Source organism: Paenibacillus terrae, from assembly GCF_000943545.1.
GTDB classification, from domain to species: Bacteria; Bacillota; Bacilli; order Paenibacillales; family Paenibacillaceae; genus Paenibacillus; species Paenibacillus terrae_A.
The window spans coordinates 1-16,067 of record NZ_JTHP01000033.1 but is presented as its reverse complement, the minus strand read 5'-3'; the positions used below and the strand labels follow the sequence as shown (position 1 = coordinate 16,067).

Genomic DNA, 16,067 nt, shown 5'->3' with positions numbered 1-16,067 from the left:
CACTAAAGGTAACTTTTCATTTATAAAGTAATAGCTATTCCATGGACGGAAGGGGTGTCTCGTATGAAGGTATCTTTATTTATTACCTGCCTGAGTGATGCGATTTATCCCAAGGTGGGGGAAGCGATGGCACGCTTGCTTGCCAGATATGGTGTTCAACTGGATTTTCCGAAGGTGCAGACATGCTGCGGACAGCCGTCCTATAACAGCGGCTACTGGGATGAAACGAGGGCAGCAGCGAAAACGATTTTGAAAGCGTTTGACGACAGCGACTTTGTCGTATCGCCCTCCGGTTCATGCACTTATATGATTCATCATTACCCGGAGTTGTTCAAGGATGAGCCGGAATGGCTGGACTCAGCGCGGCGACTGGAGCAAAAGACGTATGAGTTTACGCAATTTATGGTACAGGTGCTTGGCGTGACCGATGTGGGCGCGTCTTTTCCGCATACCGTAACCTACCATCCGTCTTGCCACGGTACCCGTTTGTTGGGCGTGAAGGAGGAGCCGATGCAGCTACTTGGCAGCGTAAAGGGCTTGCAACTGGTGCCGCTTCCTTTTGCAGAGGATTGCTGTGGCTTTGGTGGTACTTTTGCGGTAAAAATGTCGGATATTTCGGGAGCCATGGTGACGGAAAAGGTGGATCATATCAGGGAGACGGAGGCCGAGGTGCTGGTTGGACTGGATATGGCCTGCCTGATGAACATTGCGGGAAATCTCCGGTATCGGGAAGAGCCGGTTCGGGTTATGCATCTGGCCGAGCTGCTGTATGAAGGGGTGAAGCACGCATGACCGCTGTATATTCACATTCGATGAGCCAAAAGGTCAAAAAACGTGCCGAGCTGGCCCTGAACGACGATTTTCTGCGGAATGCAGTCCGTTTCACAACCGAGCGTTTGCGCAACGGCAAGCTGGCGGCTTCAGAGCAGCACGGAAATTGGGAGGAATGGCGTGAGCGGGGCCGTCAAATTCGGTTGCATACCATTGCCCATCTGGACTATTATTTGAACCTGTTTGTGGACAATGCCCGGGCCAACGGGGTGCATATCCATTTTGCCGAGACAGCCGCAGATGCCGTACGAATTACGCTGGATATTGCTGCTCACAATCAGGCCCGGTCTGTCGTTAAATCCAAGTCGATGGTGTCCGAAGAGCTACATTTGAATCAGGCGCTGGAGGGCGTGGATATCGAGACGATTGAAAGTGATCTCGGTGAATATATTATTCAGCTTGCAGGCGAGGCCCCATCCCATATCGTCATTCCGGCGATTCACAAAAACCGCTATCAGATTGCCGAACTGCTGTCCAAAGAAGCGGGGGAGGAACTGTCTGCGGATACGACGATTCTGGCTGGTTTTGTCCGCAAGAAGCTGCGTGAAAAGTTTCTGGAGGCGGATATTGGCATGACAGGCTGTAATTTTGCCATCGCGGAGACGGGTTCCATGGTACTGTTCGAAAATGAAGGCAATGCGCGGATGGTATCAACTTTGCCCAAAACGCAAATTACGCTAATGGGTATGGAACGGATTATTCCATCATGGACGGATCTGGAGGTCATGGCTACATTGCTGCCACGCTCCGCTACTGGTCAGAAGCTGACGATGTATATGTCCGGTATTTCAGGCCCGCGGCGCAGTCAGGATGCCGATGGACCGGAGGAAATGCACATCATCATCGTAGATAACGGACGTTCGCTTCAGTTGGGCGATCCCGAGTTTCAAGAGCTTCTGAACTGCATTCGCTGCGGAGCTTGCCTAAATGCCTGTCCGGTTTATCGTCACATTGGCGGACATGCGTATGGTGGGACCTATAGCGGCCCTATTGGCGCGGTACTTACGCCTGCCTTGCACGGCAACATCGATGAGTGGAACGACATTGCAAGTGCATCCAGCCTGTGTGGTGCGTGCTATGAAGCCTGCCCGGTCAAAATACCGTTGCACGACATGCTGGTTTATTTACGCAGACGCAAGGTGGAGGCCGGACAAGGAGATAAGCTGGAAGCAGCAGGAATGAAGGGCTTTGCGACCGTAGTTTCCAGCTCGAAGCGATTCGCAGTAGCGATTCGGCTGGGGCAGATTGCCCAGAAGGTGGTCGTCCGTAAGGGAGAAATTACGCTTAAGCTTGGTCCCCTAAAAGGCTGGAATACGTACCGCGTGGCCCCCTCTCTGGCGAAAAAGTCCTTCCGTCAGCAATGGAACACACTGGAACGTGAACTGGAGCAGGAACGTAACGTGATGCAGCCTGACGTTCGTAGCCGAATGGAGACGATTTTGGAAGATAGAAGTAAAGGAGGCAGACAGCATGAGTGAACAGAGTAAACCTTCTGCGCAAGCAAAGACCGCCCATAAAGCGTGGCTCCATCAAATGGAAACAGAATCCCATGCCAAGCAGGTACGCTTTATGGATGACATAGCGGCACGGCTCAAGCGTCCGCGACAGACGGAGCCACCTGTGCAGCCATTTCGCGGCGCACCTGCATTCTGGCACGAATTCGAATGGAGCGCGGAGCAGCGCATAGAAGAGTTCACCGCCAACTTTACAAGTGTTGGCGGGCATGTCGTGCGTCTGCCGGATCTGGAGCAGACGGCAGACTGGATCGCGCGCAAGGCGCGAGAGCTGGGAGCGGCTTATATCATCCGTCAGAATGAGCCGGATCTGGATGCGCTCCAGCTGGAATCGGCGCTGCCGGAAGTCCGTCTATCGGTGTGGAACACCGATCCAGTCGAGGACTGGAAGGCCCGCGCCGCCGAGGCGGATATCGGCATCGTCATTGCCGATGAGGCCGCCGCCTACACCGGATCGGTGGCGGTGCTGTCCTCACCGGAGAAGGGCCGCGCGGTCAGTCTGCTGCCGACCGTGCTGATCATTCTCCTTCCGCTGGAGCGTCTGCGGACGCGGCTGGGCGAGATTTTAGGCCGCTTTGACGAAGTCGGACGTGAGCAACTGCCCGCAGGGATTCATTTTATTACCGGACCCAGCCGTTCGTCGGATATTGAAAATGATCTGACCATCGGAGTACACGGTCCGGGCATCGTTTATACGTTGTTAATTGGTTAGTTTGTAGATGGAGTTAGCAGATGGATTTAGCAGGTAGACTGGCGGACCTTCAACTCAAAAGCGAGCGGGGCAGGCTCCAAAGGCTGCCTGTTCAATTGCTGATATAACGTACGGAACATCTCCTGTCCGATTTGCTGCAACGGATTTGTAATATTAGTCAGTCCCATGGCGTCGGCTACCTGACTTTCGTCAGCTTCAAAACCGACCACCGCCAAATCCTCTGGAACATTCCAGCCCTTACTGCGGGCGGCTGAGATAATACCGCATGCCACAAAATCGTTGGTGGTCATGATGGCATGTGGACGTTCCTTTAACGACTCCAGCTTGGCGAACGCCCGCATTCCGTCTTGCACCGTATGGATACTGCTGAGCAACCACTCCTCATTCACTGGCAGCTTCCTTGCCGCATGCAGGTCATAATAGGCCTGGAGTCTTCTTTGGCTGTTTACGCTGTTTTTCCTGCCCACGGTGCAGGCGATTTTTTCAAATCCCAGCTCGGCCAAATGCTCTAATCCGATCCGAAATCCTTCATAATGGTCGAGATAAATGGATGAAATATCTTTATTTTTTAATGGCTCGCAGGTCACAATCGGCCCATATTTGGTATAACGTTTCACAGCGGACCAATCCAGCATACGCCGCAGAATGACGAGTCCGTCCACTTTTTTCTGCCTCAATAGCTCTAACGCCGCGCTCTCCAAATCCCGATTTTCCTCCGTCTGGTAGATGAGAACTTGATAATCCTGCTTTTTACCCGCATTGGATACTCCCTTGATGATTTGCATGTAATAATTGTTAATCGTTGGAGTCATGATCCCGATGACCTTGGTACGGCCCACTTTTAACTGCACCGCATTAATATTCGGAATATAATCCAGTTCCCGAATCACTTCCATCACCCTGGTCCGCGTAGCTTCACTGACATAAGGATGATGATTCAGCACCCGAGACACGGTACTTGTCGATACTCCCGCGATTTCAGCAATTCTTTTAATATTATGCATGGAATTCAACTCCAAAAATTTAGTTCTTGACCTGGAATGCATCCCAGATTGTAGCATGAAAGCATAAAGCGTATGCAGCAATCTGGGATGCATTTGAGGCACACAGGTTCCGTCATACTTCTTAACCAATTATATACGACCTGGAGGAATGCAACATGGAACAGGCAAAAGGATTTCCCAAGGACTTTCTATGGGGCGGTGCAGCCGCTGCCATGCAGATTGAAGGTGCTTACAACGTAGATGGGAGAGGGCTCTCCATTTCTGATGTATTTACCTTCGATCCGGCACTCGACAAAAAGCACTGGCTGGATCAGTGGCATATGATGACCCACGCCCAAGTCAAGGAAGCATTGGACCCAAACAGCACCAAAAATTATCCCAAGCGTCGGGGAAATGATTTCTATCACCGTTATGAAGAAGATATTAATCTGCTGGCCGAGATGGGTTTTAAATGCTTCCGTACCTCTATATCCTGGACACGTATTTTTCCGAATGGCGACGAGACAGAACCCAATGAGAAAGGGCTGCAATTCTATGACAAGGTTTTTGATGCCCTGCTGGCCAAAGGAATTGAACCCGTCATCTCACTTACCCATTACGATATGCCTTTGTACCTTGTCACCGAGTATGGTGGCTGGAAAAACCGGAAACTGATTGAATTTTTCGTCCGTTTTGCCGAGACCGTATTTACCCGCTACAAGAATAAAGTGAAATACTGGATTACGTTTAACGAAATGAACTGTGTCAAACACCATCCGTTTGTCAGCGCTGGGATCATTGAAGAAAATCACCCGAATCTGGAGCAGGACAAGTATCAATCTGCCCATCACCAGTTTATAGCCAGCGCGCTGGCAGTCAAAGCCTGTCATGAGATTATACCAAACTCCCGGATTGGGTGCATGATCAGCTATCTGTTGCTTTATCCGAATACCTGCAATCCGGATGATGTGCTTGAGTGCCAAAAGGAAGAACGAGTGTCCTTCTTTTTCAGCGATGTACAAGCCAGAGGGTATTATCCGTCCTATACCGCACGCATGTTCAAGGAAAAAGGCGTTGTCCTGCATAAAGAACCGGGCGATGATGAAATCCTGCGCGATAATCTCGTGGACTTCGTATCCCTGAGCTACTATATGTCCAACAATGCCAGCGCCACTGCCGACCAGCATGCCAAAGCAAGCGGAAATCTGATTGGCGGCGTGAAAAATCCTTATCTGGAGCAGTCCGAATGGGGCTGGCAAATTGATCCTAAAGGATTACGTTATGCGCTGAACAACCTGTATGACCGCTACCAGAAGCCACTGTTCATCTCGGAAAACGGCGTGGGCGCGACAGATCAAATGAGTCCTGACGGGACGATTAACGATGATTACCGTATCGACTATCTGAAAAAACATATCGAGCAAATGAGGGAAGCTATTGAGGATGGAGTGGACCTGTTTGGCTATACCGCCTGGGGCCCAATCGACATGATCAGTGCTTCAACCTCACAGGCCTCCAAGAGATACGGCTTTGTCTACGTCGATCAGGATGATCTGGGCAACGGAACACTGAACCGCTACAAGAAAAAAAGCTTTGACTGGTATAAAAAAGTGATAGAATCGGGCGGAGAAGTGCTCTAAACGGAGGCGTATGAAGCATGAAAGGCTTGAGCCTGCTCTTATGCCTAATCTGGGGCTTTAATTTTGTCATCATGAAATTGGGCAATGGAGCCTTTGAACCCGTCCAATTTGCGGCTCTCCGGTTTCTCACGGGCACGCTGCTTCTGTTCGGAATTCTCTTTTGGAAGCGAGTTACCTATCCTGACAGGCACACGATGAAATGGTATATACTCTGCGGAATTCTCCAGACTACCTATTTTAATATTGCGATTCAGATATCCCTGAACTACATTAATGCTGGCTTAACCTCTGTGCTTACGTACAGCATGCCGTTATTTTTATCCATTATGGCGCATTTTCTTATTCCGGGTGAGCGACTCAATACACGCAAAACGATTGGAATTGCTACAGGCATCATGGGGCTGTTATTTGCTATGGACATTCATTTGGGCGGTAATTTGTGGGCCATGCTGCTTGGAGTGAGTTCGGCGATTGCATGGGCACTTTCGAACCTGATTATCAAGCTCCAGCTCCAGCACTGCGATAAAACCCAGTTCACGACCTGGCAGATGGCGTTCGGTGCGCTCGGATTATTATTGTATTCCCTGTTGTTTGAGCGATGGGAGCCGCATTTTAGCGCTGCGTCGATTTTTTATATTTTATTTTCCGGCATTGTGGCGTCTGCTCTTGCATTCCTGCTGTGGACCCATATTCTCACCAGAATGGAAGCAAGTAAAGCTTCTGTTACACTGTTGCTGGTTCCCATCATCGGTGTTGTATCCGGCTGGATCTTTCTTCACGAGGAACTCAAAGCGGCTACCTTGCTTGGCATTTTTTTAGTACTGACGGGCATCTGGATTGTGAATCGTTCAGGGACTCCGAAGCCGCAGTAAGCGGAATGGAAGGCTTTTTTTAATAAAGGGTTGACAGTGAAAAAGAAACTCTATTATAATGAAGTCAAGAAAACGGTTACAAAAATGAATTTTATAATTTCAGGGTGTTACTATTTTAGGCATAACCTGAATGGAGTTCCGGTAAGTGGGCGATAACGTCTATTAAGCGGTGTTCTGTTCAGGTTTTTTAGTGTATTCACATTTTTTAACAGAGTCTCTTTAAAAAATGGCCTTCCAGTAAATAAAAGCAGGTGGTCGCATGATTTTGAAGAAAGCGCTTAACAACAATGTCGTATTAGCAGAGGAAGAGGACGCCCAAGAGGTCATTGCGACAGGGAATGGAATCGCATTTAACCTGAAGCCGGGAGATACCATCGATGAGCGGAAAATCACCAAGCTGTTTGTAGTTAAAACTCAGGATCTGTCCACCAAGCTGGCGGATTTGCTGAAAGATGTGAAGATGGAATGTATTGAAATTGCAGATGAAATTGTGGAGTATGCCAGACCGAGATTGGCCGGAGACATTAGTGATTATATTTATCTGGCCTTGATTGACCATATTTCATTTGCTATTGAACGGCATGATCGGGGAACCCCGTTTGAAAACCGGTTCCTATGGGAAATCAAGCGGTTTTATCGCGAAGAATTCGCTATCGGAAAACATGCGCTGGAGATGATCCGTAACAGGATCAACATCACGTTCGATGAAAATGAAGCCGGGTTTATTGCTCTGCATTTCGTCAACGCTCGCCTGGATAATCAGAAGCTTGATCTGACGCTAAAAACGTCAAGAGTCATCAAAGATATTATGGATATTGTAAAATATCACTTTAATGTTGAGTTTGATGAAGATTCATGGAATTATAACCGATTTGTAACTCATCTTAAATTTTTTGCCCAGCGGCTTTTTGCCCATGAATCGGCAGACCCACAGTACATGAATTTGTTTGAAGACCTGAAAATCAAATTTCCGGAAGAGCACAGATGCGTACAAAAAATAGGGGTTTATGTGAATAAGCAGTTTGAACAGAAACTAACCAATGATGAAATGATGTACCTTATGATCCACATTTCGAGATTGGTTAACAGAACTGAAAACTAGCAGGGTGTTACCATTCGTGGGCATTACCTGAGTGATTTCGATACTAAAGTGCATTTTGGTATCAGAGATTGCTCAGGTTTTTTTATATCAACCAGAGAGCATTGGAGGCAGGCGTTATGAGCAAACATGATGAATTAGCGAAATTCATTGTAACAAATGTAGGTGGAGAGGCAAATATCCGTGATCTGTACCATTGTATGACCCGTCTGAGATTCACACTCAAGGACAAGCAAAAAGCCAACAAACAGGCTTTGGAAAATTCCGACGGGGTCATTTCCGTGATAGAAAGCGGGGGTCAATATCAGGTGGTCATCGGCAATCATGTTAGCGAGGTCTATGATGCGATTGCAGGCAATTACAACCTTCAGGTAAAGAGCGGCAACAACGAGAAGGAGGAGATCTCAAAGGAAGGTAATTTCATCAGTCGAGCCTTTACCGTCATGAGCTCGATCTTCCAGCCGATTGTACCTGCTTTGGCTGGTGCAGGGATGCTGAAAGCTATTCTGGTTATTCTTACGCAGTTAGAGTGGCTGGACAGCGCCTCCAGCACCTATGCTATCCTTGCTGCCGCAGGCAACGGTGTGTTTTACTTCCTGCCACTGATGTTAGCGTTTTCAGCTTCGAGAACGTTCAAAACCCAGCCTATCGTATCTGCCGCCATTATGGCCGCTTTGCTGGAGCCTAACTTCACCAAGCTGATGGAAAACACAGGGGATATATCTTCCTTTATCCACATTCCCGTTGTCCTGATGAGTTATACGACTTCCATTATTCCTGCTATTTTAGCCATTTGGCTGTATTCATATCTGGAACGGTTCCTGAAGCGGGTGGTTCCGAAAAGCATTGAATTATTTATGGTCCCGCTCGTTTCCTTATTAATTATGGTTCCGCTTACCGCCATTGTGATCGGTCCGCTGGGAGTGTACACCGGCAAAGGTATTGCGGATGGGATTGAATTTTTGAGTACACAAAGCGGCCTGTTGACCGGGGCCATTCTGGGAGGCGGCTGGACCTTCCTGGTCATGTTTGGCTTACACTGGGGAATTGCACCTGCGATGATCAACAATCTTTCCCTCAAAGGGTTTGATACAATCCGGCCCATGATGGCCTCCGCGACCTTCGCCCAATCCGGTGTCGCTCTTGGAGTCTTTCTGAAAGCCAAGGATAAAAAGCTGAAAGCTTATGCGCTATCATCTATCTTCCCTTCATTGTTTGCAGGTATCACGGAGCCTATCGTTTATGGGTTGTCCGTGAAGCTGAAAAGACCGATGATTGCCGCCGTCATCGGGGGAACGATCGGAGGAGCCATTGCCGGGCATTTCCAGACGACCGTGCTTGCTTATGTGTTCCCGGCCATAACGACTATTCCGGCGTTCTTTACGAATACCATTGCTTTTTATTTAATCAGCATCACCATTTCATTCGTGGTTACTACTGTATTAACTTATATTCTGGGCTTCAATGAAGGAAACGGGGCGACGGTTGCGGAGACAGGAAAGACGGAACCTCAAAAATCCGAGACTGCTTTACAGCCTGAATCTGCACAAACCGTAGTCACCGAGAATGTCTATGCTCCTATAAATGGCGAAATTGTTCCGCTTAGTCAAGTGCCTGATCCTGCCTTCTCTACGGAAGCGATGGGACAAGGGATAGCCATTTTACCGAGTGAAGGAAAGGTATATTCACCCGTCTCCGGGGTTGTATCGCTCGTATTCCGAACCGGCCATGCAGTAGCCATCACCTCCGACAACCATCTGGATCTGTTAATTCATGTGGGACTGGATACGGTTAAGCTGAAAGGCAACTATTTCACAAAGCATGTGGAGCAAGGGCAACGGATTGAACGGGGAGATTTACTGCTTGAATTTGATATTCCGAAAATCCAGGCAGCCGGTTATGACCTGACCACTCCGATTATTGTTACCAACAGCACCGCTTACCAAAAGGTTACCCAAACACAGCAAAAATCCGTAGATTTGCAAAGTGTTTTGCTCACAATACATTAAATAAAGGAGGAAATGAGTCATGACAGAACAAATAGCCAAAAGTTTTCCTGAGAATTTTCTGTGGGGTGGTGCTATAGCGGCGAATCAGGCCGAAGGGGCATGGAACGAGGACGGTAAAGGGCCAGCGATCAGCGATGCATTCCGGGGAGGCATTGTAGGCGGAACGTTTGATGATACGATTGATGAGAACAAGTATTATGCCAGCCATGAAGCGATTGATTTTTACCATCGTTACAAAGAAGATATCGCTCTGTTTGCGGAGATGGGTATGAAATGCTTTCGGACTTCCATTGCATGGTCCCGAATCTTCCCGAATGGGGATGATGCCGAGCCGAATGAAAAAGGGCTGCAATTTTATGATGATTTGTTTGATGAACTATTGAAGTATGGAATTGAGCCTGTCATCACCATTTCTCACTTTGAGCTACCCTTGAATCTGATCCGCAAATATGAAGGCTGGAAAAGCCGCGAGCTAATCGGATTCTACACAAAATATGCGGAAGTTGTCTTCAAACGTTATAAAAACAAAGTGAAATATTGGATGAACTTCAACGAAATCAACCATTTTCACACGATTCCTTTGGCGGCAGGAGGCATTGTCGTTCAAGACGATGAGCACAAGCTGCCGACGATTTATCAGGCCAGTCACCATGTTTTCGTTGCCAGCGCGCTGGCTACTAAACTGTGTCATGAAATTATCCCGGGCGCGATGATGGGCGCTATGTTATCCCTGAGTCCGATCTATCCGAATACCTGCAATCCGGACGATGTGTTTGACGCCTATGAGCTGAGAAGAAGATCCTTATTTTATTCCGATGTGATCCTTAGAGGCTATTATCCAAGCTATGCCAAACGGATCTGGAAAGAGCATAACATCATGGTTCAAATGGAGCCCGGCGATGAACAATTACTGCGAGAGCATACGGCTGATTATTTGGGATTTAGCTATTATCGAAGTACGACGCATAAAGCAGGTATGCCCATCCTGGGCAATACAGGGGGAATTATGGGACTCGACAATCCCTATTTGGAAAAAACACCATGGGGATGGCCGATTGACCCAAAAGGCTTCCGCTATGTGTGTAATGAAATGTACGATCGTTACCAGAAGCCTCTATTTGTGGTAGAGAACGGCTACGGCAGTCATGATGAAATTCTGGAAGACGGTTCAATTCATGATCCAGAGCGAGTGGATTATCTGAACAAGCATCTGATCCAGCTGTATGAAGCTATTGAGGATGGCTGCGAAGTGCTTGGCTATACCTGGTGGGGTCCAATTGACATTGTCAGCGCAGGAACCGGAGAAATGAAAAAAAGGTACGGCTTTATCTATGTGGACAAAAACAACGATGGTTCGGGTACACTGGATAGAAGAAAAAAGAACAGCTTCTATTGGTACCAAAAGATTATCGAATCTAACGGGGAGGTATTGTTCGAATCCTAAAAAATAAAGGGATACAATCCTTAATTCCATAAAAGTCAGGAACGAATCGGCCAGAGATACAATCTATGGCTGGTTCGTTTGTTTATGGACTACCGAGCATGATAGAGTGGGAAGCGAGTTTCAAAATCCGTCTGCCTGCGGCTACTTCGAACCGAAATGCTGCCATCGTGCAACTCGGTAATGCTTTTTGTAATCGCAAGCCCCAGCCCGGTGCCACCGGTTTGCTTGGAACGTGATTTGTCGACCCGGTAAAAACGTTCAAACAGATGCGGCACATCTTTTGCATGGATCGGAGTCCCGTAATTTGTGCAGATGACCACAGCCTCGTCGCCCTCGCGTCCCACCGTAATATCCAGACGCTTGCCATCTTTTCCATACCGAATCGCGTTGGAAAACAGATTTTCATACAGACGCACCAGCTCGTCCGTATCGGCCAAAATCCGCACGGGCTCGACAATTCGCACGCGGTAGGTCATGTCCGCCTGTTCCAGTGAAGGGACAAATTCCTCGGCCAACTGGGTAAGCAATTTGCCAAGGTCTACAGGCTCCAGCTCCAGTGGCAGACTGCCGCCGCTCACGCGTGTATATTCAAACAGCTCGTCGATCAGCTTTTTAAGCGTCAGCGATTTTTCATAGGCAATGTTCACATAGTAGCGCAGCTCAATTTCGTCCCGGTAGCGGTCGGTTTCGATATATTCCAGAAAACCGATTACAGATGTGAGCGGGGTGCGAAGATCATGGGATACGCCCGTAATCAGGTCGTTTTTGGCTTTGGCGGAAGCCCGTTCCTCTTCCATAGAGAGACGGAGCTTGTCCGCCATGGTGTTCATATTTTTCGCCAGCGTCCCCAGCTCATCCGCCGAAGAAACGGGAATCGAGTAGGACAGATGCCCGTCTGCGAATTCCTGCATACCGGTCGTAATTTCGCGTAAATAGCCAATCGTATTTTTGGTAAAGCGGAAAAAGAAATACACATACAATGGTAATCCGCCAATGATCATGATCACTGGAGAACCAATGTTGTTCACAGCCCAGCGAATCAGACGAGTGCCAAAAAACGAACGCGAAGGGTTTAGCCACAATAGCAAAGATGCCCCACACGGTTTTCAGGTATTTGGGTTTTCTCGGGTCCGTCTCAATCTTCTCACGAATTTTGCGTACATGGACCATTAGCGTGTTATTGGATTCCAGATATTGCTCCTTCCACACTTTTTCATAAATCTGCTCCATGCTCAACACCTGACCGCGATTACGGGCCAATAGCTCAACGATAGCAAATTCGCGCGGGGTCAGCTTAATCGGCTCTCCAGCGAGAGTAACCTCGTGAGTGGCAGAGTTAATGGATAGCTCATCCAATACCATTTCATGCTCCAGCACAGCGGAAGACTGGGTGTATTTTCGTATTCTGCGTAGCTGTGATTTGACACGTGCTACCAGCTCCAGCGGACTAAATGGCTTGGTCACATAATCGTCGGCTCCGACGCTAAGGCCCGTAATTTTGTCCATGTCTTGTCCTTTGGCGGACAGCATAATAATCGGAAAATGCTCGGTTTCCCTGATTTTCATACAGGCTTCAATCCCGTCCATATTGGGCATCATGATGTCCAGCACCATCACATCCACCGTTTCCCGGCTAACCTGCTCCAAGGCTTCCAGACCGTCACGGGCGGTCAGCAGGCGGTAGCCTTCATTTTCCAAATAAATTTGCATCAGTTTAATAATTTCGGGTTCGTCGTCAACCAATAAAATCGTTCCGTTATGCATGATTGCGCTTCCTTTCTGTTCTTTCAAGCAGTGTACAATATGGGCCGTATTATATACCTTTTTGAACACCCGGGCTATTGAACCCACTGCTCTGCTTGTTTGTTTTCCATGATCAGCCCTTAGATAGCATTGCTTCCGGTGAAGAAATACGTTCCCCTTGATCGGATTGCTTTTTTCGCATTCCCGGTAACTGACCAAAGAATATCCAGGCGAAGGGTAGGAGGCGTGCTGTGACCGAAACGACGACCCAAGAACAAATGAGTGCAAAGAGAAACTCTCCGGCATACCATACATGAATGAGCAGCGGTGAACCGATATGGGGCGAAAACTGCCGATACAGCAGCAGGAAAAACGGGTGAATCAGGTACACTCCAAAAGATAATGCGCCCAAGCAATCCAGTTTACGGGTGACAAAGGCATGTTTTTGCCGATACATCAGAAAGGAGACCTGTAGCAAAACCAACACGCTGGACATGCTGTACATATTGTACACAAGCTCGAATATCAAGGAATTATACGACGTTCCATACATTCTTCTTTCGTACCACATGTAGACATGTACGGTGGCCGAAATCAGCCATAAAGCCCATACCCCGATCCATGTCAGCATCCCGGTAAAGCTTCTTTCTCCCTTACGCATCAGGAACCACGATTTGAGCTGCGGATAGTAGTAGCCAAGGGCAGCTCCCAGCATGTAGCAGGCCATATATGACAAAGCCCAGCTTCCTTTATTTTGCACCTGAAATATGAATTTGTTGCCAATCACGAACGACCACTGTATCAGCAGTCCAATGACCACAGACCATTGAGGTACATTCCGGTAACGTTGGAACAGCCACAATACCCATGGGAATACGAGATACAACTGCATCATGATAAAAATATAGTACAAATGCGTATACGACTTGCCTGTTGCCAGCTTCACTGCAAAGCTTTCCGACAGTGCGGTTACACTCCATGTCTCAGAGCTGCCAGCGGCAAGGGACAGGACGAAATAAAATATAGAAAACATAATATAAGGCAGGAGAATATACCGTAATCTCTGTTTATAAAAGCGGATCAGCAGCTCTCGTCCCATGGGACGATCCTTATAGTTGTAGAACAATACCATGCTGCTTAGAGCGATAAATACGGGGGTGCCGTACTTCATGAGCACATTGAGCGCATTATACACAACATATAAGCTGGAATCTGTAAGTTGAACGGTTGCGTAAGAGGTGGCATGTATTAACTTTTGTTAAGAATTAATGGGGAAAGGCAAAAAAAAGAACTTTCATTCCACATGAAAGGTGCATAATTTGCACTTCAAGATGGCTATGAAAGTTCTTTTTCATATTTAATTTTCGTCATACGATGGCTACTTGCAACGTCTGATCTGTCCGCGAATGGCTCCATCTGGATGCCGAACGGTGTGGACATTAACGTAAGCATTGCCTTCTCTGATTTGGCAAACTAAATCATAAATGGTTCTGCCTCTGAGTGGACCGACGAGGTCACATGCGCGCAGCATGCCGCTAACAACGCCTCTTTTGACCGTGATTCCAAATTTTGAAGGGCCGAACAAGACAGCTACGACCGGACCATTTTCACCGCTGCGTCCCAGATGAATATCCGCTTGGGTTACCCGTGAAATATTGCATACAGTAAGTTCGAATTTTAATTGCCGACGTTCCTTATGGTAATGAAACTCCGCATTTCCCGTGGCATTTGTTCTGACAGGAGGTACTTCATGACTCCCCCTTAGAGTGGCTTTAAACGTAGACATTACATCGCTCCTTTTCCCAGTGTTGGTTTAGTGTATTCATGGGGCCAGGGAAAGGGCTGTACATTCGCCTATAAAGAGAAAGTTGTGTGTTTAGCAAATTATTTAGTCCAAGCATATAAGTCTTTTTTTCATAGACTATGAGTATCTGGTAGAGAAAGGGGGGGAAACATGGGAACATTTATAGATGGAAGAACATCTCAAAATGCTTCGACAGCTAACTCTATCTCCATTCCGATCACCGTTTTAAATACGCCGCAATTGTTTGGGCAGATCGGATTAAACACAATGGGAATTACAGGCACGCCGCGGGTTCTGCTTAAAGGTACTCTGTCGGTTCAACTGCCACTGGCTTTAGTAGGAATTACGATCAGTATTGTAAGAGGTACCTTGCCAACCGATCCTCTCGTTTATTCGGCAACGTCTACGTTCGGCTTAAGTATATTGGCTCCTCAGGTCATCGCGTTCTCGGCTGATGACTTTAACCCGCCGATTACGCCACAGTTGGTGTACACCGCTTTTGTTTCTTCGAACCTGCTGGGTACGATACGGGTAGGTCCAGAGAGCTTCGATGGTATTTTGGTTGGAGACTAATGTAATGGATTATGCACAATTAGATTTAAAAAGGTTCTTTCTGTACGAGGCCCCGCAGGTGAATATGTGCGGGGCTTATTCATTGTGATATTTACATAATATACCCATTTATTCTATAATGTTTAAGAGTGTGATTTCTTTGAAAGGGAGTGATGGGAAGAATAAGCAGGCCTTCGTCTGCATAGGAATCAAATGGGTACAAACCTGTATCTATGAGGTAAAAGAACACGATTTTTTGTATGCGCTTACAAATGTTGAAAGGCTCTTGGACTATTCTACTTTTTTGGAGGAGGAATGATGATATGAAGTGGATGAAAGGAATGACCAGTATGCTTTTGGTCGCTTTATTATGTAGTACGCCGGGCTTGAATGGGACAACACCTGCGTATGGAGCGGCTGGCGATTATAAATTTGATTTTGGCGCGGGGCCAGTGGAATCAGGCTATACCGGGGTGAGTGCATCCCTGCGATACGATGCGACGCGCGGTTACGGATTTCGTACACCCGAGAACGTACGTAATGTGGGAGCATCGGGTACTGGCGTCGCTAGTGATGCGGTACGGTTTCTGACAACTGGTACGAAAAGCGAGAATACATTTGATGTGGATCTTGCTCCAGGGCTATATGAGGTGTCGGTCACGTTAGGGAATACGACCCGAGCGAGCGTTGCCGCCGAGGGAGTGTATCAGGTTATCAACATGACGGGCGACGGGGCAAAGGATCGTTTTCAAATTCCCGTGACGGACGGACAATTGAATTTGCTGATTACAGAAGGTAAAGAGGGAACCTCTTTTGCAATAAGTGCATTGGAAATCAGGCGATTGTCTAATAACCCCGTTACGA

General features: G+C 47.6%; 12 protein-coding genes and 3 pseudogenes. 10 read left to right on the top strand and 5 right to left on the bottom strand.

The window, feature by feature from the left end; all coding sequences use genetic code 11:
- The first annotated feature begins 63 nt into the window (after nt 1-63).
- Genes QD47_RS16275 through QD47_RS16265 form a run of 3 tightly spaced genes read left to right on the top strand, consistent with a single transcriptional unit; the run spans nt 64 to nt 3,057 of the window.
- Nucleotides 64-792, top strand: coding sequence for a (Fe-S)-binding protein (locus QD47_RS16275; protein ID WP_044647134.1), 729 nt, complete (start codon nt 64-66; stop codon nt 790-792).
- Nucleotides 789-2,309 (top strand): LutB/LldF family L-lactate oxidation iron-sulfur protein, encoded by a 1,521-nt coding sequence (locus QD47_RS16270; RefSeq protein ID WP_044647133.1) that lies wholly within the window; start codon nt 789-791, stop codon nt 2,307-2,309. Before QD47_RS16275 ends, QD47_RS16270 begins: the two co-directional genes overlap by 4 nt.
- Complete coding sequence (locus QD47_RS16265) at nt 2,302-3,057, top strand: LutC/YkgG family protein (RefSeq protein ID WP_044647132.1); 756 nt, start codon at nt 2,302-2,304, stop codon at nt 3,055-3,057. Before QD47_RS16270 ends, QD47_RS16265 begins: the two co-directional genes overlap by 8 nt.
- A gap of 26 nt (nt 3,058-3,083) precedes the next feature.
- On the opposite strand, the gene QD47_RS16260 is transcribed toward QD47_RS16265, so the two are convergent.
- Nucleotides 3,084-4,061, bottom strand: a complete 978-nt coding sequence (locus QD47_RS16260; protein WP_044647131.1) for a LacI family DNA-binding transcriptional regulator — start codon at nt 4,059-4,061, stop codon at nt 3,084-3,086.
- Between the two features lie 155 nt (nt 4,062-4,216).
- Between QD47_RS16260 and QD47_RS16255 the strand changes: the two genes are divergently transcribed.
- The 5 genes from QD47_RS16255 (at nt 4,217) to QD47_RS16235 (ending at nt 11,104) form a co-directional block, all read left to right on the top strand.
- Nucleotides 4,217-5,680 carry a glycoside hydrolase family 1 protein gene (locus QD47_RS16255; RefSeq protein WP_044647130.1) on the top strand — a complete coding sequence of 488 codons (1,464 nt, stop codon included), beginning with the start codon at nt 4,217-4,219 and terminating at the stop codon, nt 5,678-5,680.
- Nucleotides 5,681-5,697: 17 nt separating this feature from the next.
- A complete protein-coding gene (locus QD47_RS16250) occupies nt 5,698-6,552 on the top strand; it encodes a DMT family transporter (RefSeq protein WP_044647129.1) in 855 nt (284 codons plus the stop codon).
- 259 nt (nt 6,553-6,811) lie between these two features.
- Nucleotides 6,812-7,654, top strand: a complete 843-nt coding sequence (gene licT, locus QD47_RS16245) for a BglG family transcription antiterminator LicT (RefSeq protein WP_044647128.1) — start codon at nt 6,812-6,814, stop codon at nt 7,652-7,654.
- Nucleotides 7,655-7,770: 116 nt separating this feature from the next.
- Nucleotides 7,771-9,660: a beta-glucoside-specific PTS transporter subunit IIABC gene (locus tag QD47_RS16240; protein ID WP_044647127.1), complete on the top strand. Its 1,890-nt coding sequence runs from the start codon at nt 7,771-7,773 to the stop codon at nt 9,658-9,660.
- Nucleotides 9,661-9,679: 19 nt separating this feature from the next.
- Entirely contained in the window at nt 9,680-11,104 is a 1,425-nt protein-coding gene (locus tag QD47_RS16235) for a glycoside hydrolase family 1 protein (RefSeq protein WP_044647126.1), read from the top strand.
- A gap of 89 nt (nt 11,105-11,193) precedes the next feature.
- Here the strand turns inward: QD47_RS16235 and QD47_RS16230 are convergent.
- The 4 genes and pseudogenes from QD47_RS16230 to QD47_RS16215 form a co-directional block, all read right to left on the bottom strand.
- Nucleotides 11,194-12,201 (bottom strand): annotated as a pseudogene (locus QD47_RS16230) (sensor histidine kinase); the annotation flags it as partial.
- Nucleotides 12,176-12,868 (bottom strand): annotated as a pseudogene (locus tag QD47_RS16225) (response regulator transcription factor); the annotation flags it as partial. The pseudogenes QD47_RS16225 and QD47_RS16230, both read right to left, overlap by 26 nt.
- 112 nt (nt 12,869-12,980) lie before the next feature.
- Complete coding sequence (locus tag QD47_RS16220; protein WP_082067203.1) at nt 12,981-14,096, bottom strand: acyltransferase; 1,116 nt, start codon at nt 14,094-14,096, stop codon at nt 12,981-12,983.
- A 129-nt stretch (nt 14,097-14,225) separates the two neighbouring features.
- A complete protein-coding gene (locus QD47_RS16215; RefSeq protein ID WP_044647125.1) occupies nt 14,226-14,633 on the bottom strand; it encodes a CHRD domain-containing protein in 408 nt (135 codons plus the stop codon).
- 168 nt (nt 14,634-14,801) lie between these two features.
- Here QD47_RS16215 and QD47_RS16210 point away from each other — a divergent pair, with 168 nt between their 5' ends.
- Together QD47_RS16210 and QD47_RS16205 are read left to right on the top strand one after the other, a co-directional pair.
- The gene (locus QD47_RS16210) at nt 14,802-15,224 is read left to right on the top strand and encodes a hypothetical protein (RefSeq protein ID WP_044647124.1); all 423 of its coding nucleotides are present in this window, start codon (nt 14,802-14,804) and stop codon (nt 15,222-15,224) included.
- Between the two features lie 302 nt (nt 15,225-15,526).
- Nucleotides 15,527-16,067: pseudogene (locus QD47_RS16205) on the top strand (esterase); the annotation flags it as partial.